The following is a 21,891-nucleotide window of genomic DNA, read 5'->3' as shown; positions in this document are numbered from 1 at the left end:
TCATGAGCGTCCTGCAGGTCAGAGGCCTCGAGAAGACGTTCACCCTGCACACCGTCGACGGACGCACCGTCGCCTCGCTGCGCGGCGTCGACCTCGACGTCGACGCCGGCGAGCACGTCGCGCTGGCCGGGCCGAGCGGCGCGGGCAAGTCGAGCCTGCTGCGCTGCGTGCACCGCACCTACCTGCCCGACGCGGGCACGGTCACCCTGTGCGGGGACGGCGGGCCGGTCGAGCTCACCGCCCTCCCCGACCGCGCGCTCGCCCGGCTGCGGGCCCGCGAGCTGGGGTACGTCTCGCAGTTCCTCGCCGCGCCGCCGCGCACCGGTCCGCTCGCGCTGGTGGCCGCAGCCGCACGCCGGCGCGGGCTGGACCGCGTCGCCGCGACCGATGCCGCCGCGGCGGCCCTGCGCCGCCTCGCCCTCGACGAGGCGCTGTGGGACGTCGACTGCGGCGTGCTCTCCGGCGGCGAGCGCCAGCGCGTCAACCTCGCGGCGGCCACCGTGCGCCCGCCGCGGCTGCTGCTGCTCGACGAGCCGGTGTCGGCGCTCGACCCGGCCAACCGGGAGCGCGCCCTCGAGCTGATCGCGTCGCTGTCGGGTGCGGGCGTCGCGGTGCTCGCGGTCTTCCACGACGCCGACGCGATGCGCCGCCTGGCGACCCGCGTGGTGGAGCTGAGCGACGGCCGGGTGTCCCGTGCGGGCACACCGCGCGAGGTGCTGGAGGTGGCGGCATGAGTAGCCCGGTCACCCGCCGGAGCATGGTGGCTTTGCTCCGGCTCAACCGGAGTAAAGCCACCATGCTGCGGTTCGGGGGCGGGCGGTGACCGCCTCAGCGGCAACGGCGGCGCCGTGGTCGCTCGGCCGCCCGCCCGCCGACTACGTGCTCGGGCACGTGCGGGCCGTCCTGCCCGACCGCGTGCTCGACGACGCCCGCATCGCCGTCCGCGGCGGGTGCATCGCCGAGGTCGGCCCGCACCCCGCCGGCACGAGCGCCGACGTGGACGGCGGCGGGGCCTACTGCCTGCCCGGTCTCGTGGACGTCCACTCCGACGGGCTCGAGCGCGAGCGGATGCCGCGCCCCGGCGCCGAGATGCCGTGGCGGTTCGCGCTGCTGTCGTTCGAGGGCAAGCTGCGCGCCGCCGGGATCACGACGGTCTTCCACGGCGCCGCGTTCGAGCAGGGCGAGGGCTCGCTCAAGGTGCGCTCGGTGGACGCGGCCCTCGAGATGTGCCGCCAGGTGGCCGACCGCGGCGACGGCCCCGTCGAGCACCGCATCCTGCACCGGCTCGACGTGCGGTCCGCCGAGGGGCTCGCGGCACTGCGGACCCGGCTCACCGGCCTCGGCGCGACCGCGCTCGTCTCGCACGAGGACCACACGCCCGGCCAGGGCCAGTACGCCGACCGCAGCTTCTACGAGCGGTGGGTCATGGGCACCCGCGACCTCACCACCGAGCAGGCCCGCGCCCACGTCGACGCGTTCGTCGCCCAGCGCGAGGCGAACGCCGGCGTCCGGGACGAGGCCCTGGCCGTGCTGGGCGGGCTGGCGCGGGACGGCGGGGTGCGCCTGGTCGGGCACGATCCGGCGTCGGCCGCGGAGATCGCCGCGCTGGCCGGGCGCGGCGGGGCGGTGGCCGAGTTCCCCACCACCGCCGGGGCCGCGGTCGCGGCGAGGGAGCGCGGCATGCCGGTGGTCATGGGCGCGCCGAACGCGCTGCGCGGCGTCTCGCACTCCGGCAACGCCTCCGCGCGCGAGCTCGTGGCCCGCGGCCTGGTGACCGCGCTCGCCTCCGACTACCTGCCGTCCGGCCTGCTGGCCGCCGCGTTCCTGCTCGCCGCCGACGGCGTCGCGACCCTGCCGGCCGCGGTCGGGCTGGTGACGGCGGGCGCCGCGGAGGCCGTCGCGCTCCCCGACCGAGGCGCGCTGACTCCCGGCGGCCGCGCCGACCTCGTGCTCGTCGAGGCCGGGCGGCCCTGGCCGGTGGTGCGGACCGTGCTGCGGGCCGAGGGGCCCTGGTGATCAGCCGCCCCGCTCCCACGAGCCCAGGACCATGAGGGTGCGGGTGCCGGTGACCGAGCCGGAACGGCGCAGCGTGTCGATCACGAGCTGCAGGTGGCCGAGGTCGCGCACCCGCAGCTGCACCAGCGCGTCCGGGTCGCCCGCGAGCGTGAAGACCGCGCGCACCTCCGGGATGGTCGACACCGAGCGGACGATCTCGCTCACCCGGGTCGTGCCGAGGAAGCGCAGCTCGATGAACGCCTCGACACCCTGGCCGAGCTTCGCGTGGTCCACCTGCACCGTGAACCCGGTGATCACGCCGAGCTCGCGCAGCCGGTCCACCCGCCGCTTCACCGCGGCGACCGAGAGCCCCACCTCCACGGCCATCTCGGAGTAGGTTCGACGGCCGTCGGCCACCAGCAGGTCGACGAGCAGGCGATCCGTGTCGTCGACCACATAACCCTCCGCGCAAAGAACATCCACTTCCGACCGATCCAAGCACAACCTCTTTGCGTGTTTCCTGGTGGAGACGCCCGGGCTCTTGCCCGATCGGGTCCGAACCGGGTCTCCTCCTCATACCCGCACTGACGGAGGTCGAGGGTGCCGCCCACCACAGTCACGCTGGACGACAAGTACACCGCCCTGAACGGCCGGGTCCTGCTCACCGGGATCCAGGCGCTCGTGCGGATGATCCTCGAGCAACGCCGGCTCGACACCGCCCGCGGCCTGGACACCCGCGCGTTCGTCAGCGGGTACCAGGGCTCGCCGCTCGCCGGGCTGGACCAGGAGATGGGCCGCGCCGGCCGGTTCCTCGACGATGCGGGCGTGGTCTTCCGGCCCGCCGTCAACGAGGAGCTCGCGGCCACCGCCGTCGCCGGCACCCAGCTGCTGCGCCAGGCCCCCGGCCGCCGGCACGACGGGGTCACCGGCTTCTGGTACGGCAAGAACCCGGGCCTCGACCGGGCGGCGGACGCCATCCGGCACGGCACGCTCGCCGGCACCACCGCGCTCGGTGGCGCGGTGGCCCTGATCGGCGACGACCCGTCCTGCAAGTCCTCCACCGTGCCCAGCTCCTGCGAGCCGATGGCCCAGAGCCTGGTGCTCCCGCTCTTCGCGCCCGGATCCGTCGCGGAGATCGTCGAGCTCGGGCTGCACGCCGTGGCGATGTCGCGCGCCTGCGGGCTCTGGACCGGGATGAAGATCGTGGCCGACGTCGCCGACGCCGCCGCCACGGTCGACGTCGGTGCGCTCGAGCTCGGCGTGCCGGTGCCGGGCCGCGCCGAGGAGGCGCCCCGCGTCCTCGTCGGCGCCACCGCCCTCGACGCCGAGCACGACGCGCTGACCCGGCGGCTCGACCTCGCCCGCGCCTACGCGCGCACGGCCGGGTTCAACCGCATCTCGTTCACCGCCCGGCACGCGCGCCTGGGCGTGCTCGCGTCCGGCACGGTCGCGGCGGTCGTGCAACGCGCCCTCGACGACCTCGGGCTCGACGAGCCCGCCATGGAGGCGCTCGGCCTGCGGATCATCACCCTCGGCATGCCGTTCCCGGTGGACGCCGAGCACCTCGCCGAGCTCACCGACGGCCTCGACGAGGTGCTCGTCGTCGAGGACAAGGTGCCGTTCCTCGAGAACCACCTCAAGTCGGCGCTGTACGGCCGTGCGGGCGTGCCGCGCATCGTCGGCCGCCACGACCCGGACGGCCGCCCGCTGCTCCCCGCCCGCTCTGCGCTCGGAGCCGAGGACGTGGCCCGCGCGCTCGCCGCCCGCATCGGCCCCGACCGGCTCCCCCGCACCTCCACGGTCCACCTGGAGGCGATCACCCCCAAGCCGCCGTCCCGGATCGCGCTCCCCCTCGCCGCCCGCACCCCGTTCTTCTGCTCCGGCTGCCCGCACAACACCTCCACGCGCACCGGCGACGACACGCTCGTCGGCGTCGGCATCGGCTGCCACGCGATGATCGCGCTCGACGGCGCGGGCCGCGGCCACCAGCTCGGGCTCACGCAGATGGGCGGCGAGGGCGCGCAGTGGCTCGGGCTGGCCCCGTTCACCGACGACCGCCACTTCGTGCAGAACCTCGGCGACGGCACGTTCCACCACTCCGGGTCCCTGGCCGTCCGCGCGGCCGTCGCCGCCGGCGTCACCATGACCTACAAGCTGCTCTACAACGACGCCGTCGCGATGACCGGTGGCCAGCGCGCCGAGGGCCGCCTCGACGTTCCCGCGCTCACCCGATGGCTCGCGGTCGAGGGTGTGCGCCGCGTGGTCGTCACCACGGCCGACCCGGGCAGCTACCGCGGCGTCACCCTCGACCCGATCGCGACCGTGGCGCACCGCGACGAGTTCGCCGCTGCCGAGCGGGAGCTCGCCGCCCTGGAGGGCGTCACCGTCCTGATCCACGACGACCGCTGCGCCGCCGAGGAGCGACGCCTGCGCAAACGCGGGAAGCTTCCCGCGCCCACCGCGAAGGTCGTGATCAACGAGCGCGTGTGCGAGGGATGCGGCGACTGCGCGCAGGCCTCCACGTGCCTGTCCGTGCAGCCGGTGGAGACCGAGTTCGGCCGCAAGACCCGCATCCACCAGGCCTCCTGCAACACCGACCTGTCCTGTCTCAAGGGCGACTGCCCCTCGTTCCTGCTGGTCGAACCGGGCAGCCGGCGCCCGCGGCCGATTCCGGACCCGCCCACCGGGCTCCCCGAGCCGGTGAGCCGACTCACCGAGGACACCACGCTCCTGCGCATGCCCGGCATCGGCGGCACCGGCGTCGTCACCGTGTCGCAGATCCTGCAGATGGCCGCGCACCTCGACGGTCGCTACGCGGCCGGGCTGGAGCAGATCGGGCTGGCCCAGAAGGGCGGGCCGGTGGTGAGCGACGTCCGCATCGCCAAGCAGCCGGTGCGGGGGGCCCTGCGGGCCTCTCCCGGCACCGCGGACGTGCTCATCGGTTTCGACCTGCTCGGCGCCGCCTCCGAGGCGAACCTCGCCGTCGCCAGGCCGGGGCACACGATCGCGGTGGTGAGCTCCGCCGTGGTACCGACGGCGGCCATGGTCACCGGGCGCGTGGCCGTACCCGGCTCCCCCGCCGACGCCCTCGACCGGATCGCCGGGGCCACCCGTGCGGACGCGGCCCTGCACGTCGACGCGCAAGGCCTGTCGGAGGCGCTCCTCGGCGACCACATGCCGGCCAACATGCTGCTGATCGGCGCGGCGTTCCAGCACGGCTGCATCCCGATCGCGGCGGAGGCGATCGAGCAGGCCATCCGGCTGAACGGCGCGGGCGTCGAGAGGACCCTCGCCGCGTTCCGCTGGGGCCGCGCCGCCGTCGCCGAACCGGCCGCCGTGGCCGCCGCCACCGGCGCGTCCGCCGCCCCCGACACCGCGACGGGCTTCGCCGACGTCCTCGCCACCCGCGTCGCCGACCTCACCGGCTACCAGGACGAGCGCTACGCCGACCGCTACGCCGAGGAGGTCCAGCGGGTCGCGACGATCGCCGCCGAGCGGGCCGGAGCGGACGCCGGCGAGCGGGTCGCCGCCGCCTACGCCCGCGGCCTGCACAAGCTCATGGCCTACAAGGACGAGTACGAGGTGGCGCGGCTGCACCTCGACCCGGCCGAGCAGGCGCGCCGCGACGCCGAGTTCGGCCCGGACGCCGCCGTCTCCGTGCTGCTGCACCCGCCGGTGCTGCGCGCGCTCGGGATGACCCGCAAGATCCGGCTGCGCCGCTCCGCGGGCCCGGCGTTCCGGGCGCTGCGCGCCGCGCGCCGGCTGCGCGGCACCGCGCTCGACCCGTTCGGGCGCGCCGACGTCCGCCGCGTCGAGCGCGCGCTCGTGCCGGAGTACCAGGCGCTCGTCCGCGAGGCCCTCGAGCACCTGCGGCCCGACACCGCCGATGCCGTGACGGAGATCGCCGCCCTGCCGGACGTGATCCGCGGCTACGAGGAGATCAAGCTCCGCTCCGTGACCGCCTTCCGGGAAAAGGCCGCCGCGGCGCTCGCCGATCTGGCAACGTAGGTCCGCGAGTTCGGATCGGGCATCGGGGGGCCGGTGATCGACGTGCCGGCCCGCGCGAGTGCGGGTCACGTGCTCTGGTGGCTGGTGGTGCGCCAGCGTGGTCGGGTCGCGGCCGGGTCGGTGTTCGGCACGCTGTCGTTGACGAGCGTCGTGCTGGTGCCGTTCCTGCTCGGGCGCGCCGTCGACGAGGGGCTCTCCCCCGGCGACTGGCCCGCGCTGGCCGGTTGGACGGGTGCGCTGCTCGCGGCCGGTGTCGCCGCCGCCGCGCTGAACATCCTGCGCCACCGCACCATGTCGCGGGTTCGGATGGACGCGACGTTCCGCATCGCCCACTCGGTGCTGGTGCACGCCACCCGCCTCGGTGCCGCCCTGCCCGCCCGCACCACGGCGGGCGAGGTCGCCACCATCGGCCTGGGCGACGTCCTCACGGTGAGCACCGCCCTGACCGTCACCGGGCCCAGTGTCGGTGCGGTGGTCACGTTGCTGCTGGTGACCGTGCTGATGGGCCTGGTCGCGCCGGCGCTGGCCGTGGTCGTGCTGCTCGGCGTGCCGCTGCTGGCGGTGCTCGTCGGGCCGCTGATGGGCCGGCTCCGGACCGTCGAGGCGACCTACCGGGTCCGGCAGGGCGCGCTCACCGCCCGGCTGCTGGACATCGCCGGCGGGCTGCGCGTGCTGGCCGGCCTCGGCGGCGAGGACGTCGTCGCGCGGCGCTACGGCCGCACCTCGCGGGCCCTGCGCGCCGAGGGGTACCGGGTCGGCACGATCAGCAGCTGGATCGAGGCCGTCGGGGCCGGACTGCCGGTGCTGTTCGTCGGCGCCGTGACCTGGGTCGCCGCCCGAGCGGCCGCGGGCGGCGCGATGACGGTCGGGGACCTGCTGGCCGTGTACGGCTACGCGGCCCTGCTCGTGTCGCCCGTCGGCACCCTCATCGAGGGTGGCCACCAGCTCAGCCGCGGCTGGGTCGCCGCCGACCGGGTGGCGCGGTTCCTCGCCCTCGAACCCCAGCCGGCCACCGGCGGGCCGGGTCCGCGCGCACCGGCGCCGCTGCGCGACCCGGACTCCGGCGTGGAGCTGGCCACCGGCTCGTTCACCGCGCTGGTGAGCCCCCGCCCGGCCGACGCCGCGGCCGTGGTCGACCGGCTCGGCCGGTTCGCCGGCTCGGACACGACCTGGGGCGGGCACCGCATCGACGGGGTCGCCATCGGCGAGGTCCGGGAGCGGATCCTGGTGGCGGACCCGGACGCCGCGCTGTTCGCCGGTCCGCTGCGCGACGTGCTGGCGGGGCCCGGTCCGGAGGACGACGGGGCAGCGCAGCGAGCCGTGGCGACCGCGGCGGTCGAGGAGGTCGTGCACGGGCTGCCGGGCGGGCTCGCCGGGCGCGTCGACGGGGACGGCCGGAACCTGTCGGGCGGCCAGCGCCAGCGCGTCCGGTTGGCCCGGGCCCTCGTCGCCGACCCCGAGGTACTGCTCGCCGTCGATCCCACCTCGGCGCTCGACGCGCACACCGAGGCGGCGGTGGCGGCCGGGCTGCGCGCGGCGCGGGTCGGCCGCAGCACGCTCGTCACCACCACCTCGCCGCTGGTGCTGGCACACGCCGACACGGTGTGCCTGCTGCTGGACGGGCGGGTTGCGGCGACCGGCACCCACGACGAGCTGCTCGCCGGCGAGCCGCGCTACCGGGCGGTGGTCTCCCGTGGGTGAGCTCCCCGTCGCCACTCCGGCCGCCGCGCGCCGCGCCGCTCTGGGTCTGGCGCGGGCCGACGCCGGGGCGGTCACCGCCATGGTCGCGCTGAACGCGCTGGCCGCCACGGCCGGGCTCGCCGGGCCGTGGCTGGTGGGCCGCATCCTGGACGAGGTGCGAGCCGGGAGCGACCCGGCGGTCGTGGACCGGCTGGCGCTGGGCATCCTCGCGTGCGCGGTGGTCCAGCTGCTCCTGGCGCGCCAGGCGCGGTGGGTCGCGTTCCGGTTCGGCGAGCGCACGCTCTCCCGGGTGCGCGAGCGGTACGTCGCTCGGGTGCTCGAGCTCCCGACCGCCGTGGTGGAGCGGGCCGGCACCGGCGAGATCGCCGCCCGCGGCACCGGCGACGTGGCCGCGATGGCCGTCACCCTCCGGGACGGCGGTCCGGCACTGCTCATCGCGGCGGTCCAGGCGCTGTTCCTGCTCGCCGCCGTGGTGGTCGTGGCTCCCCTGCTCGGTGCCTGCGGCCTCGTCGGCCTCGTCGGGATGTGGTTCGCGGCGCGCTGGTACCTGCGGCGCGCCCACGCCGCCTACCTCGCGGAAGGCTCGGCCACCGCCGCGCTCGCCGAGGTCCTCACCGCCACCGCGGCCGGCGCCCGCACGGTCGAGGCCCTCCGGTTGCAGGAGCGCCGGATCGACGCGTCCCGCGCGGCGGTCGAGACGGCCGTGCTCGCCCGGGAACGCACGCTCGCGCTGCGCAGCGTGCTGTTCCCGGCCGTGGACGTCTGCCACGTGCTCCCGGTCGTCGCGGTGCTGCTGGTCGGCGGGGCGCTGCTCGCCGACGGAGCCGTGACGCTGGGCGCCGTGGCCGCCGCCGCGCTCTACCTGCTCCAGCTGGCGCCACCCCTCAACGAGATCCTCTGGCGCCTCGAGCAGCTGCAGAGCAGCACCGCCGCGTTCGCCCGCGTCGAGGGCGTCACCGGCGACCCACCCGGACCGCCGGCCGCGCGGCCGGTCGGGGCACCGCAGGGCGAGCGCATCGCCGTGCGGGACGTGCACTTCGGCTACCCGGGACACGACCGCGACGCGCTGCGCGGCGTGGACCTGGACCTGCACCCGGGCGAGCGGATCGCCCTCGTGGGGCCGTCGGGGGCGGGCAAGTCCACCCTCGGCAGGCTCCTGGCCGGGCTGGACGCCCCCCGCACGGGCGCGGTCACCGTGGGCGGCGTCCCGATCGCCGACCTCGACCGCGCGGAGCGCCGCCGCCACGTCGTCCTGGTCACCCAGGAGCACCACGTGTTCCTCGGCACCGTGCGCGACAACCTCCTCCTCGCCGACCCGGACGCCGGCGACGACGCGCTGCGGGCCGCGCTCGCCACCGTCGGCGGCCGGCTCGACGAGCTCGCGGACGGCCTCGACACCCGGCTCGGCCCCGGTGCGCTCCAGCCCGGCGGCGCCGTCGCCCAGCAGCTCGCGCTGGCCCGCGTCGTGATCGCGGACCCGCACACGGTGGTCCTGGACGAGGCCACCGCGCTGCTCGACCCGACCTCCGCCCGCAGCACCGAACGGGCCCTCGCGGCCACGCTCGCCGGACGCACCGTGGTCGCGATCGCCCACCGGCTCCACACCGCCCACGACGCGGACCGGGTGGCGGTGCTCCAGGACGGGCGCATCACCGAGATCGGTGCCCACGACGACCTCATCGGGGCCGGTGGCGCCTACGCAGCGCTATGGGACTCGTGGCACGGGCGTCCCCAGCGAACCGCCCGTTGACCTGGCGGGTGACATCGCCGCGTCCAGGGGGCGATATGCGGGCCGCGCACCCCGGCATGCAGGATGATCTCGACGATGCCGACCGGTCGGGGGCCGCGGTCGAGGCGCCGTGGCGTTTCGACGGACACTCCTCCGGGCATGATCGTTTCGGGACCCGAGGAGTACATCATGGCCGCCGGCGCAGCAGTCGACGATGCACAGGGCGCAGGACCACACCACCCCGCCCGCACACCGGTCCGGCTCGCGGTCACCGTGGTCGTGGCGGGCGGTCTCGCCCTCACCGGCGCGTGCGGCGGCCCGCTCCTCCCCTCGACGGACAGCCTCCCGCCCGCGGCCACGGCGCCCGCACCTGCCACCACTGCCCCGCCCGGCACCACCGTGCCCCCCATCTCGGCGTCCCCGACGGCACCGCCCAGCTCCGCCCCGCCCACGCCCGAGGCCGCCGACGCGGTGCTCGACCTCGACTCGTCCGGGCCCGCCGTGCTGGAGATCCAGCAGCGCCTGTCCACGCTCGGCTACTGGCTCGGAGAGATCGACGGTCACTACGGGCAGCTCACCCGCCAGGCCGTGATGGCCTTCCAGAAGGAAGCGGATCTCGACCGCGACGGCATCGCCGGACCGCTGACGCGCGCGGAGCTCCCGACGGCGTCGCGGCCCGCGCCCCACGACGACGAGGGTGACCACATCGAGGTCGACCTGGAGCGGCAGCTGCTGCTCGTGGTGCGCGGCGGCGAGGTGCAATGGGCGCTGAACACCTCCACCGGCAACGGGGAGGCCTACGACCGCCCGTCCGGCGGCTCGGGCGTGGCGAGCACCCCGCGCGGCGACTTCGAGATCGACCGCCAGATCAACGGCATGCGCGAGGCGGAGCTGGGGATGCTCTACCGGCCGAAGTACTTCCACGGCGGCATCGCCGTGCACGGCTCCGGCAGCATCCCGGCGCACCCGGCGTCCCACGGCTGCGTGCGCGTCACCAACGCGGCCATGGACCTGCTGTGGGCCAGCGACGTCGCCCCGGTGGGCACGGAGGTCACCGTCTACTGACGGCACGTTCGGAGCGCACGTCAATCCGGACAATCTGCGTAAACTAGACACGTAGACCACGGCCACCACCACGTGGGGAGGGTCGCGCATGCCCCCGCCACCGGCGTCGAACCCGGACGAGCCACCTGCCCTCTCGGGCCGCGAGCGGGAGATCCTCGCCGCCATCGAGCACGACCTCGACGCGAGCGCGCCGCGCCTCGCCCGGGAGATGGCCCGTCCCACGGCCACCGCACGGCCGGTGCCGGCCGGTGCCGTGGAGGCCGCGTTCCTCGTCGTCTCGGTCTTCGCCGTCCTGGCCGCCGCCGGGCTCGTGCCCACCATCGTGTGGGCGCTGCTCGCGGTGATCGGCACCATGATCGTCGTGCCGTGGGGGATGCTGTGGGCGATCGAGAAGCAGGAGCGGCTCCCGGACGACGACGGCCGCTGATCCACCCCGCAACAGGCGTAGCGCTCACCAGCCGATCGGCCGGGGAACCGGCCGGTCCCCCGGGGCCGAGAGCGGACAGATCCGGCACTCCGGCAGGATGTCCCCTGGACCGGCGGTGTTCGGCTGTCGTCCACACGGTGTTCACGAAGGTGTTTCTACGGCCCGGTTCCCTTTGGAGGGCGCGCAGGTGGCAGTGGCGGTCGCGCGGGTGAAAGGCCTGCTGAACGGGTGGCGGGCACCGCAGCACCGCGACGGGCTGGCCCTGGTGATGAGCTCCGGCGTGACGGCGGCGGTCGGGCTGCTCTACTGGGTGCTGGCCGCGCAGATGTTCCCGGCCGAGGTGGTCGGCGTGAACGCGGTGGCGCTCTCGTCGCTGATGCTCGTCGGCGGCGTCGCGCACCTGAACATGTCCCACGCACTGCTGCGGTTCGTCCCCGTCGCGGGCGCGGCGGCGCGGCGGCTCGTCGTGCTCGGCTTCCTGGTGGCGGTCGCCGTGTCCGCCCTCGCGGGCGCGGGGTTCGCCCTCGGCGCGATCTGGTGGGCTCCCGAGCTGGTCGACGTGGCCGGCTACGGCGCCCTGGTGGCCTTCTTCGCCGTGAGCTGCCCGGTGTGGACGCTGTTCAGCCTGCAGCCCTACGTCCTCACCGCCGTGGGCCGGGCCACCTCCGTGCCGCTCCAGAACGTCGCCTTCTCCGTGCTCAAGATCGGCCTGCTGATCGTGGTCGCCCTGGCGGCCGTGCCGGGTGGCATCGCCCTGTCCTGGGTGATCGCCACGGCCGTCGTCGTGTTGCCGATCAACCTGTGGCTGACACTGCGGCTGCTGCCCGCACACGGCCAGAAGACCGCCGACCGCGCGGTGCCGATCACGGTGGGCGCCATCGGCCGGTTCATCGGCGCCGACTACGTGGGCGCACTCTTCTGGCAGGCCGCGATGATGGGCCTGCCGGTGCTGGTGCTCGGCCGGCTCGGCGCCGAGGCGGCGGCCGCCTACAACATGGTCTGGCAGTTCGGCCTCGCCCTGTACATGGTGCCCTCCGGCATGGGGCAGTCGATGATCGCCCACAGCGCGGCCGACCCGGCGCAGGTCGACAAGGCGCGGCGGGAGACGGTGCGGCGCGGGCTGATGCTCGTGGTCCCGGTCGCCCTGGTCCTGGCCCTCGGCGCGCCGCTGGTGCTCGCGCTGTTCGGCCCGCACTACGCCGCCACGGGCACCGGGGCGCTCGCGCTCGTCGCCCTCTCCGCGATCCCCAACGTGATCACGGCGGCCGCCACCAGCACGGCGCGTGTCCGGCAGCACCGGAGCGTGCAGTTCGGCGTGCCGACCGCCCTCTCGGTGCTCACGATCGGGCTGGCCTGGGTGCTCATGCCGCACTTGGGCGTCCTTGCCGTCGGGCTGGCCTGGCTGATCGCGCAGTGCGCCGTCGCGGCGATCGTGCTGATCACGAGCGCACCGTGGGTCCCCGGCCCGCCCGGAAGGTGGCTCGACGCCATCCGGAGCTCCGCCCTCCTGCGCCGGGTCGGCACGGACGGCCTGCAGCGGCTGGGCGCCCCGGCCGGCTGGGCGCTCGGCTCCCGCATGGGCGGGGGCTCCGAGACGGTCGTGGTCGCCGTCGGGCCGGCGGGCGAGCGCCAGGCCCTGCTCAAGGCCGCCGACACCGCGAACGGGCAGCTGGAGCTGCGCCAGCAGACGGCGGCTTTGGCGGCACTGCACGCCGACCCGCGCCTCCAGCACTGGACACCGCTCATCCCCCGCGTGCTCGGCACCGCCGAGATCGGCGACACCTACTGCCTCACCGAGACGATGCTGCCCGGCGAGCCCGGACCCGACGCGCTGGCCGACCCGGCGCGCCGCGGCGCTTTCCAGTCCAGTGCGGTCGCCGCGATCAGCGAGCTGCACCGGCACACGTCCACCCTGCGCCGGATCGGGGACGCGGAGCTCGACAGCTGGGTGCACGGCCCGATCGCCGCGATCTCCCGCACGCTGCCGTCCGGGTTGCGGACGGAGGCGGGCCGGCTCGCCGCGCTGGTGGACTCCCAGCTGCGCGGCCAGATCGTCGGCGTGGGCTGGACCCACGGCGACTACCTGCCGGTGAACCTGCTCGCCGCACCGAACGGGCAGGTGAGCGCGATCATCGACTGGTGCACCGCGCAGCCGGACGGCCTGTCCGTGCTCGACGTCGCGACCTTCATGCCGATGGCGGAGGCGATGGCGAACGGCGAGGAGTACGGCCCGGCGGTGCTGCGGTGGCTCGAGAGCATGCCGCGGGCCGAGGGCGACGTGCTCGTCGGCTGCCAGTCCGCGCTCGGCGGCAGTGCCCTCGCCCCCGAACTGCTGGTCCTGCTCGGCTGGCTGGAGCACGTCAACTCCTGCGTGACGCGCTCGGACCGGATGGCCGCCAACCCGGTGTGGAACCGGCGCAACGTGCGCGTGGTCGTGCAGGGTGCCGCCGACCTGCTCCGCCGCACGCAGGGGGCCCGGGCCGAGCCGGCTACGCGCGCAACCCGTTGAGCATCCGGCGGATCGTCGCGGCGCAGCCGTCACGCACCGCTCCGCGGTCGGCCTCCGGTGACTCGGCGATGATGCGCCCGGCCCCGCCCAGCAGGTGGAAGACCAGCTCGCTCGTCGTCGGCGCCGGCACCGCGGCGAGCAGCCCCTGCTCCCGGGAGGCCTGCAGGAACCCGTCGATCAGCGCGTACGCGTACTTCTTCTCGTAGTCCATCCACCGCGCCCAGCCCAACGCGATCGGGCCCTCCAGCCAGCACAGCCGGCCGTACCGGTCCTCGCAACACAGGTCGAGGAACGTGTCGAGCGCGGACATCCCCGCCTGCCACGCGTCCGGCTGCTCGGCCGCCGCGGCCGAGACCCGCGCCGTCATGTCCTGCTCGAGCGCGTCGTAGACCGCCTCGAACACGGCCTGCTTGCTCTCGAAGTGGTGGTACACGGCGCCGCGGGTGACCTGGGTGGCGACCGCGATGTCGTCCAGGGACGTCCGCGCGAAGCCGCGCTCGGCGAACATCGCGGTGGCGGTCTCCAGCAGCGCGGCGCGGGTGGCCTCCGAGTAGAGCTCGCGGCGGCTCTTCGGCCTTGACATGCACGGAGTCTACGACATACTCAGAGTACGTACACAGAGTATGTAACCATCGCAGCGCTGGAGACCGACGCCATGTCCCCGAAGTTCCTGCTGATCCGCGAGGTGCTCGCCGAGGCCGTCCGCACCGGGCGCCCGGAGATCAGCCGCCGCGGTGACGTCGAGGCCGCGTTCGGCAATGTCGAGGCGTTCCTGCTCGCGCTCCACCACCGCTGGCGCACGGCGCTCCTCGCCCGCGTCGACGCGCTGCTCGAGAACGCGCCCGACGGCTCTCCTGCGGACTTCGACGCCGCGGTCGTGGCGGCGTGGATCGATCCCGCCACGGGCGGCCGGGGCGTCCGCGCGCTCCTGGACGCCCATTCCGACGTCCCCGCGCTCGCCGCCGCGCACGAGCGGGAGCGGCGACTCGTGCGGCGGACCGTCGGCGTCGAGGTCCCTCCGGCCGGCGCCCTGGTCCACCCCACGGCCCGCCACCGGTGGCGCGGGGCCGCGTGAGTCGGCAAATCGAGGTGCACGAGCGGCGGCGCGCCGAGATGATCACCGGGTGCCGCCCGACCTCCTGCGCTGGCAGTTCGACCTGACCTGGTCGCTCGCCGAGCTGCACCTGGAACTGCTGGCCGCCGAGGACTTCCTCTGGGAACCGGCGGCGCGCTGCTGGACCGTGCGGCAGGGGCCCGACGGGAGCTGGGTGCCGGACTGGGCCGACACCGAGCCCGACCCCGTCCCGGTGCCGACGATCGGCTGGGTGACCTGGCACCTCGGCTGGTGGTGGACCGTGACGACCGACCACGCGCAGGGGCGCGAACCGCACGAGCGGACGGCGGTGGCGTGGCCCGGCCCCGCCGCCACCGTCGACTGGCTCCGCGGGCTGCACGACGAGTGGCTCACGGTGCTCGACCGGCTCACCGACGCCGACCTCGCCGCGCCCGCCCCGTTCCCCTGGCCGGCCGACGCCGGGATGACCGTCGCTCAGATGCTGGCCTGGGCCAACGCCGAGCTCATGAAGAACACCGCGGAGCTCGGCCAGCTCCGGATGCTGCGGGCGGCCGGGCGCTGAGCCCCGTCCCGCGGCGGTACGGCCGGGTCAGTACGGCCGGACGGGCTGGCGCACGTGGTGCGAGCGGCCGTTCTCGTACTGGGCGGTGGTGAGATCCTCCTGGGTGCGGGTCTCCCGGACCGGCCCGGTGAACCACTTGCGGGCCGAGACGAAGTACCAGCCGCCGAACAGGACGACCGCGCCGCCCACCGTCAGCGGGGCGTAGTTCACCGACTCCCAGGCGAAGCCCTCGGCCCCGGGGATGCCGTTCGGCGAGATCGGCATCAGGAAGAGGACGCACACCAGCCCGATCCAGACCACCGCGATCCGGGAGATCCACTTGTAGTGCCTGCCGAGGCTCCAGGCGCCCGCCTCGAACCGGTCGCCGGCCTTGATCCGCAGGATGATCGGCAGCGCGAACGCGATGTAGAGGCCGATCACGGCGATCGAGGTGCCGACCGCGTAGCCGACCACACCGTTGGCGAGGGTCGGGAGCATCAGCGCCCACGCGGTGACCGCGATCGCGATCACCGCGTTCACCGGCACGCGGTTGGCCCCGACCCGGCGCCACAGCCGCGACCCGGGCACCGCCCGGTCGCGGGAGAAGGCGAACATCATCCGCGACGCCGACGTCACCGACGCGGTGCCGCAGAACAGCTGCGCGATCACGACGATGATCAGCATGAACTCGGCCCACGACTCGTTGGTGGCCTCGGACCAGATGTAGACCACCGCCATCCCGCCGGCGTCGAGGGTGCCCTGCACGTCCGGCACCGCGAACGTCACGGCGACCAGCAGGATGAACCCGAACACGACCGACGCCACGACGGACCACACGATGCCCAGCGCCGTGGCGCGCGACGCCCCCCGCGTCTCCTCGCTCATGTGGGCCGAGGCGTCGTACCCGGTGACGGTGTACTGCGCCATCAGCAGCCCGAGGCCGAAGACGAACCAGATGCTCGTGTCGGAGAACCCGGAGTTGTTGATCACTTCGCCGAACACGAACGCCGCCGACCGGTGCTGGGTCGGCACGATGATCAGGATCACGACGATCAGCGCGACCCCGGCCATGTGCCACCACGCGGACAGGGCGTTGATCCGCGACAGCAGGTTGACGTTGAACAGGTTCAGCCCCAGCTGGCCGGCGGCGATCACGCTGAAGACGATGAAGATCGTGGTCGTGTCGGTGCCGACGAGGCTCGGGAACCAGAGGTTCAGCAGCGCCGTCGTGAACGTCGCCGAGCCGTACTGGATGGCGGCGGTCACCGCGATCTGGCCGAGCAGGTTGAACCATCCGGTGAACCAGCCCCACGCGGGCCCGCCGAGCTTGGACGCCCAGAAGTACAGCGCTCCCGCCGTGGGCATCGAGGACGCGATCTCGCCCATCGCCATCGCGACGAGCACGCAGAAGACGCCGACGAGCAACCAGCCCCAGGTGATCGCGATCGGGCCGCCGTTGTTGAACGCGAGGTAGTACGACGTGAGGCACCCGGCGAGGACCGAGATGATCGTGAACGAGATGGCGAAGTTCGAGAACCCGCCCATCTGGCGGTAGAGCACCTGCGAGTAGCCCAGGCGCAGCAGCAGGGCTTCGTCGCTGCGCGCGGTCTCGCGCTCGCGCGTCAGGTAGCCGGTCGGGGTCGACATGGTATTGCCTCGGTTCGGGGGGTGGGGAGCTCGGAGTTCCGGGGGCTAACCCTCGCGGCGGGTCATGCCGATGGCCTCGGCGCAGTCGACGAGGGCGGTGAGGTGTGGGTGACGCGGCGGGAGCGCCTGCTCCGCGTCCTGCACGGCGGCGCTCAGCAGCGCGGTGGCCGCCTCGAGGTCACCGGCCGCGGCCTGGGCGCGGGCCAGGCCCATCCGCGAGGTGAGCGTGTCGGGGTGGGCCGGGCCGAGGTTCCGCCGTCGCTGCGAGGTGACCTGCCCCGAGATCTCGACGGCGTCGTCCACGTCACCGGCGAGCCGGTACGCCACGGCGAGCGCGTCGCGGGCGGTGAGGGTGCGGGGGTCCTCGTCGCCGAGCAGGCGCGCGCGGTCGGCCACGTTCTCGGCGATCATGTGGATGCCCTCCCGCCGCTTGCCCGCCGACACCCGCGCGGCGCCGAGGTTGCCCGCGACGGTCAGCGTGGCGTGGTGGTCGCGCCCGAGCAGCGCGCGGCACCCGCGCAGCGTGTCCTCGAACATGGCGGCGGCTTCCTTCACGTTGCCCGCCGAGAAGAGGGCGGCCGCACGAGCGTTGCGGACCGCGAGCTCCTGCACGGTGCCCCGCTCCGGGGCACCCCGCACCGCCGGTCGCGATCCATCCGCGGCGACGGGCAACTCACCGTCCGCCTCACCGGACCACCAGGGCATTCAGACCCCCAAGGGATCGTGTCGACACGTTCCGTGACGACCGCTCGGCCGAACGTGGAGAGTCAACCTGATCGACCACGGGGGATGCAAGCCGCGACGGCCGGATGTGACCACCGTCCGCGTAAGCCGACCCGGTGGCGTACACCCGAACGAGGGATGGAGAATACGCGCGATGAACGAGCCCGATCACGAGAGGCTGCGGCGGGACCTCGAGTCCGCTGCCTCCGACGCGCGTGCCGAAGGCGGTGGTCGGCGCCCGGTCACCGGCAAGCAGGCGCTGATCGGGCTGCTCGCCGCCGTCCCGGTCGCCGCCGCGGTGATCGCGGTGATCACCGCGTCCCAGTCCGAGCCGCAGCCCGCCACCCCCGCCCCCGTCGGGGAACCCCCGGCCGAGCCGGCCGTGCCACCCTCGCCGCCCCGGCCGACGACCCCGCGCGCGCCGGCCACCTCCACCGGCCCCGACGTCCCACCGCGCCCGGGGTCGGCGCGCCCCGAGCCGCCGCGCAGCGCGCCACCGGAACCCGGCCCGCCACCCGACGCGGACCGGCCGGCCACCCACACCGTGCAGCCCGGGGAGACGCTCGCCCGCATCGCCCTGCGCTACCAGGTCCCGCTCGAGCAGATCGCCGAGCAGAACGCAATCGCCGACCCCGACCGGATCCAGGCGGGCGCGAGCCTCGTCATCCGGCCGGCGCCGCCGAACGAGATCGCGATCCCCGAGGGCGCCACGCTCACCGGCCTGGCGTCACGCCACAACATCACCGTCTCGCAGCTGCTGCGGCTCAACCCGGAGATCGCCGACGCCGACCGGATCGTCGCCGGCGCCCGCCTGCGCATCTCCTAGTGTCCCGACCGCGAGCGAACGGCACACCCGCTCGCACCAAGCGCGCGAACGAGCCGCTCGCTCCACCGGACCCGGCCGCGAGAGCCCCGGAAAATCGGGCGCATCCCGCCTCCGCGGCAGCTAGTGTCCGACCTCCGGCACGAGGGCCGGCGGGGGGCACGGGCCGGGGGGCATGGACGAGAGCGGGCTGCGCGAGCGGCGACCTGCGGTGCCGCCGCTCACCTGGCGGCGTCTCGCCGGCGGCACCAGCGCCGTGGTCACCGCGCTCGTCGTCGTCGCCGCGGTCGCCGAGACGCTCGGTGCCGTGGTCGCCGGCCGGGTGGCCGAACACCCCGACGCCGGGCTGATCGGGCTGCTCGGCGCGCTCCTGGTCGGGGCCACCGCGCTCGACACCGCCGGCCGCACCGCGTTCTCCGGGGTCGTCGGGCGCGCCGAGGGGCGCCTGCGCGCCGACCTGCTGCACGCCGCGCTCCACCAGCCGCTACCGGTGCTGGAGGAGCAGGCCGTCGGGGAGGTGCTCGACCGCGTCGACGACGACGCCCGCCAGCTCGGCGTGCTGATGCGGCGCACCGGGTGGCAGCTCGGGCATGCCGCGCTGCGGTCCGTGCTGGCCTGGGTGGTCGCCGGCCTCACCTGGTGGCCGGCCTGGATCGCCTTCCCCGTCGTCGGGCTGCTCGCGGCCGCGCTGGTCCGCCCGCTCACCGCCGTCATCGCCGCGCGCAAGCTCGCGGAGGAAGCCGCGTGGTCGGACCACTCCGCCCAACTGGAGGAGGCCGTCGCCGGCCGCGACGACGTGCGTTCCTCGCTCGGTCAACCGCACGTCGTGCGCCAGTACGCGCTGCGCGCGCGGGAGGTGCTATGCCGCGTCGCGGCCACCTGCGCCACCGCCACGCGCGTCGGGCTGCGCAGCGGGCTGGTCCTGCACGGGATGCTCGCCGCGCTCGCCGTGACCGGAGCCGCCCTCGTCAGCGCGGGCGGGCTCGGGGTGGCCGAGCTCGTCACGCTCTGGCTGCTCTTCACCACGTTCGGGGGCCAGCTGAACAACATCAGCATGCAGATGCCCGAGGTGCAGGCCGGGCTGGGCGCGCTCCAGCGCATCCGCGGCCTCCTGGCCGCGCCGCAGGAGCCGGTCGGCGGGCGTCCCCTGCCGGGTGGCACGGGATGCCCGGTGCAGGTCCGGGACCTCACGTTCGGCTACCCGGGCGGGTTCGCCCTGCGGTCGGTCGACCTCACCGTCCCCGCCGGCACGACGTGCGCGCTGGTCGGGCGCACCGGGGCCGGCAAGTCCACGCTCACCAAGCTGCTGTCGCGCGCCGTGGAGCCGCCACCGGGCAGCGTGTTCGTCGCCGGGCAGGACGTCACCGCCACCGACGTGGCGGACCTCCGCCGGGCCGTCGGGGTGGTCACCCAGCGCACCGAGATCCTCACGGCCACCCTCGAGGAGAACATCACGCTCTTCGGGGACGTCCCACCGGCCGCGGTGGAGGCTGCCGTCGACGCGCTCGGCCTGTCCGAGTGGGTCGCCGCCTTGCCCGGCGGCTTGCAGACCCGGCTCGGCGCCGGCGGCACCACGCTGTCCGCGGGCGAGGAACAGCTGGTGGCGTTCGCCCGGCTCCTCGTGCGCGACGTCGCGGTGGTCGTGCTCGACGAGGCGACCGCACGCATGGACCCGCAGACCGAGCGCCGCGTCACCCACGCCACCGACCGGCTCCTCGCGGGCCGCACCGGCATCGTCGTCGCGCACCGGCTCTCCACGACCCGCCGCTGCGACGCCGTGGCGGTGCTCGACGGCGGGCGCCTGGTGCAACACGGCGATCGCGTCCGGCTCGCGGCCGAGCCGGGACCGTTCCGCGACCTGCTCGCCGCGGCAGGCGACGGCGAACCCGCCGTCGAGCCCGCCACCCGGTTCGGCACCGCGGTCCGGCGTCCACCGAAGCCCGCTCCCCCGCCGGTGCGTGCCCGCCTCGCCCGCACGGTGGTGCGCACGATGCTCGCCCACCCGCGCTGGGGCCTGCTGGGCGGGACCGCCTTCCTCGTGGCGTCGCTGCTGGGCGTGTGGGGGGTGGTCACGGGCTGGCTGTGGGGCCGGCTCGTGAGCGCCCTCGAACAAGGGGCGTCCCCGTGGAGCTCGGCCGCTCCGCTGGCCACGACGCTGCTCCTCGCGCCGCTGGCCCTCGCGGTCGCCTTCCGCACCTATCCGCAGTGGTGGTCGGCCGTCACGCTGCGAATGCGCCTCGCCGTGCTGTGCGGGCAGACCATGCAGCGGCGCCTGGCCCGCACCCCCGCCGGCGAGGTCGTGGCGAGGGCGCTGGACTCCGACCGCCTCGTGCTCTACGTCGACCGCTGGGTCGACGTGGCGGGCGGCGCGCTCGTCGTCCTGGCCACGGCCGTCGCGGGCCAGAACCTGCTCGCAGGCGGCGTGCTCGGCGCCGTGCTGCTCGTGTCCGCGGCCGTGTCGGCCCTCGGTGCCCCTCTCGCCGGGTCGTCGGCACGTGTCGCGGGCGACGCGCGGGCCCGGTTCGGCGCGGCCCTGGTGTCGGTGCTCGACGCCGCGCGCACCGTCAAGCTCGCCGCGGCCACCACCGACGTGCAGGAGCACCTGCGGCGGGTGGACGGGCGCCGGGTCGCGGCCGCGGTGCGGGAGCAGCGGGTGCGCATGCTGTTGGAGGGGGCGCCCGCGCTGCTCATGCAGATCGGCGTGGTGACGGCATGGGCGGTGCACCTGGCGGGCGGCTGGGACCTCGCCACCGCCCTGCTGGTGACCACCGTGGTGAGCGGGTCCGGCTGGTTCGGCGTGGTGTTCGGCGCGGCCGTCACCGAGGCCCCGGTGGCCCATCGCTGGCTGCAGGCGACGTCCGACCTCGCAGGCGGTGCCGACCTCACCCGGCTGCCGCCCGGCGTCGACCTCGCGGCGGGCACCGCCCCCGCGCCCCCGGCGCCCGGCCGGGTGCCGCTCAAGCGCCTCAGCCTCGACCGCGTCACCGCCGTGCACGACGACGGCACCGTCGGCGTCCAGGACGTCGACCTCACGATCGACGCCGGCTCGCTCGTGCTGCTGACCGGGCGCGTCGGCGCCGGCAAGTCCAGCCTGCTCGCCGGCCTCGCCGGGCTGGTCGACCACGAGGGCAGCATCCGCTGGAACGACCTCGAGGTCGACGACCCGCAGCTCTTCCTGCGCCCCGGCCAGGTGGCATACGTCGGCCAGGTGCCGCGCGTGCTGTCCGGCTCGTTCTCCGACAACGTCGCACTCGACCACGACCGGCCGCTCCAGGACGCGCTCGACGACGCCCGGCTGGAGGCCGACGTCGACGAGGCGGGCGGCCACGGGGCGCTGATCGGCCACCGCGGCGTGCGGCTCTCCGGTGGACAGGTGCAGCGGCTGGCGCTCGCCAGGGCCCTCGCCACGGAGGCCGAACTGCTGGTCGCCGACGACGTCTCCTCCGCGCTCGACGCCCGCACCGAGATCGAGCTGTGGGAGGCGCTGCGCCGCCGCGGCACCACGGTGGTGGGCTGCAGCTCCAAGCGCTCCGCGCTGGCCCGCGCCGACCGCGTCGTGGTGCTGGAGGACGGGAGGGTGGCGGCCACGGGACCGTGGTCGGAGCTCGCCGGGCGCTGGGGCCACCTGGCGGGTTGACCAGAACCCCC

At 75.2% G+C, this 21,891-nt stretch carries 16 protein-coding genes; 12 read left to right on the top strand and 4 right to left on the bottom strand.

What is annotated here, in order from left to right; all coding sequences use genetic code 11:
• The first annotated feature begins 2 nt into the window (after nucleotides 1-2).
• Nucleotides 3-734 (top strand): ATP-binding cassette domain-containing protein, encoded by a 732-nt coding sequence (locus ACU436_RS13395; RefSeq protein WP_459025031.1) that lies wholly within the window; start codon nucleotides 3-5, stop codon nucleotides 732-734.
• An 85-nt stretch (nucleotides 735-819) separates the two neighbouring features.
• Nucleotides 820-2,016, top strand: coding sequence for an alpha-D-ribose 1-methylphosphonate 5-triphosphate diphosphatase (locus ACU436_RS13390; protein ID WP_459025029.1), 1,197 nt, complete (start codon nucleotides 820-822; stop codon nucleotides 2,014-2,016).
• Here the strand turns inward: ACU436_RS13390 and ACU436_RS13385 are convergent, their stop codons facing one another.
• The gene (locus ACU436_RS13385) at nucleotides 2,017-2,451 is read right to left on the bottom strand and encodes an Lrp/AsnC family transcriptional regulator (protein ID WP_459025027.1); all 435 of its coding nucleotides are present in this window, start codon (nucleotides 2,449-2,451) and stop codon (nucleotides 2,017-2,019) included.
• A 144-nt stretch (nucleotides 2,452-2,595) separates the two neighbouring features.
• On the opposite strand from ACU436_RS13385, the gene ACU436_RS13380 reads away from it, so the two are divergent.
• The 6 genes from ACU436_RS13380 (at nucleotide 2,596) to ACU436_RS13355 (ending at nucleotide 13,434) form a co-directional block, all read left to right on the top strand.
• Nucleotides 2,596-6,003, top strand: coding sequence for an indolepyruvate ferredoxin oxidoreductase family protein (locus tag ACU436_RS13380; protein ID WP_459025026.1), 3,408 nt, complete (start codon nucleotides 2,596-2,598; stop codon nucleotides 6,001-6,003).
• Between the two features lie 33 nt (nucleotides 6,004-6,036).
• Entirely contained in the window at nucleotides 6,037-7,704 is a 1,668-nt protein-coding gene (locus ACU436_RS13375; protein WP_459025024.1) for an ABC transporter transmembrane domain-containing protein, read from the top strand.
• The gene (locus tag ACU436_RS13370) at nucleotides 7,697-9,454 is read left to right on the top strand and encodes an ABC transporter ATP-binding protein (protein ID WP_459025022.1); all 1,758 of its coding nucleotides are present in this window, start codon (nucleotides 7,697-7,699) and stop codon (nucleotides 9,452-9,454) included. Before ACU436_RS13375 ends, ACU436_RS13370 begins: the two co-directional genes overlap by 8 nt.
• 138 nt (nucleotides 9,455-9,592) lie before the next feature.
• Entirely contained in the window at nucleotides 9,593-10,498 is a 906-nt protein-coding gene (locus tag ACU436_RS13365; protein WP_459025020.1) for a L,D-transpeptidase family protein, read from the top strand.
• 88 nt (nucleotides 10,499-10,586) lie between these two features.
• On the top strand, nucleotides 10,587-10,925 hold the full coding sequence (locus ACU436_RS13360; protein ID WP_459025018.1) for a DUF3040 domain-containing protein: 339 nt from the start codon (nucleotides 10,587-10,589) through the stop codon (nucleotides 10,923-10,925).
• 187 nt (nucleotides 10,926-11,112) lie between these two features.
• Nucleotides 11,113-13,434, top strand: a complete 2,322-nt coding sequence (locus ACU436_RS13355) for a phosphotransferase (protein WP_459025016.1) — start codon at nucleotides 11,113-11,115, stop codon at nucleotides 13,432-13,434.
• Here ACU436_RS13355 and ACU436_RS13350 read toward each other — a convergent pair.
• A complete protein-coding gene (locus tag ACU436_RS13350) occupies nucleotides 13,415-14,017 on the bottom strand; it encodes a TetR/AcrR family transcriptional regulator (RefSeq protein WP_459025015.1) in 603 nt (200 codons plus the stop codon). The genes ACU436_RS13355 and ACU436_RS13350 overlap by 20 nt on opposite strands.
• Before the next feature lie 72 nt (nucleotides 14,018-14,089).
• On the opposite strand from ACU436_RS13350, the gene ACU436_RS13345 reads away from it, so the two are divergent.
• Together ACU436_RS13345 and ACU436_RS13340 are read left to right on the top strand one after the other, a co-directional pair.
• On the top strand, nucleotides 14,090-14,509 hold the full coding sequence (locus ACU436_RS13345; protein WP_459025013.1) for a hypothetical protein: 420 nt from the start codon (nucleotides 14,090-14,092) through the stop codon (nucleotides 14,507-14,509).
• A 49-nt stretch (nucleotides 14,510-14,558) separates the two neighbouring features.
• Nucleotides 14,559-15,071 (top strand): DinB family protein, encoded by a 513-nt coding sequence (locus ACU436_RS13340; protein ID WP_459025011.1) that lies wholly within the window; start codon nucleotides 14,559-14,561, stop codon nucleotides 15,069-15,071.
• 27 nt (nucleotides 15,072-15,098) lie between these two features.
• On the opposite strand, the gene ACU436_RS13335 is transcribed toward ACU436_RS13340, so the two are convergent.
• Entirely contained in the window at nucleotides 15,099-16,697 is a 1,599-nt protein-coding gene (locus ACU436_RS13335; protein ID WP_459025009.1) for an amino acid permease, read from the bottom strand.
• 45 nt (nucleotides 16,698-16,742) lie between these two features.
• Nucleotides 16,743-17,336: a tetratricopeptide repeat protein gene (locus ACU436_RS13330; RefSeq protein ID WP_459025008.1), complete on the bottom strand. Its 594-nt coding sequence runs from the start codon at nucleotides 17,334-17,336 to the stop codon at nucleotides 16,743-16,745.
• Between the two features lie 238 nt (nucleotides 17,337-17,574).
• Between ACU436_RS13330 and ACU436_RS13325 the strand changes: the two genes are divergently transcribed.
• Both ACU436_RS13325 and ACU436_RS13320 read left to right on the top strand, forming a co-directional pair.
• Nucleotides 17,575-18,246, top strand: coding sequence for a LysM peptidoglycan-binding domain-containing protein (locus ACU436_RS13325; protein ID WP_459025006.1), 672 nt, complete (start codon nucleotides 17,575-17,577; stop codon nucleotides 18,244-18,246).
• A gap of 172 nt (nucleotides 18,247-18,418) precedes the next feature.
• The gene (locus tag ACU436_RS13320) at nucleotides 18,419-21,880 is read left to right on the top strand and encodes an ATP-binding cassette domain-containing protein (protein ID WP_459025004.1); all 3,462 of its coding nucleotides are present in this window, start codon (nucleotides 18,419-18,421) and stop codon (nucleotides 21,878-21,880) included.
• The last annotated feature ends 11 nt before the right edge of the window (nucleotides 21,881-21,891 follow it).

The sequence above is a fragment of the Pseudonocardia wallangbongensis genome, assembly GCF_054486945.1.
This window is presented reverse-complemented; position numbering and strand designations above follow the sequence as displayed.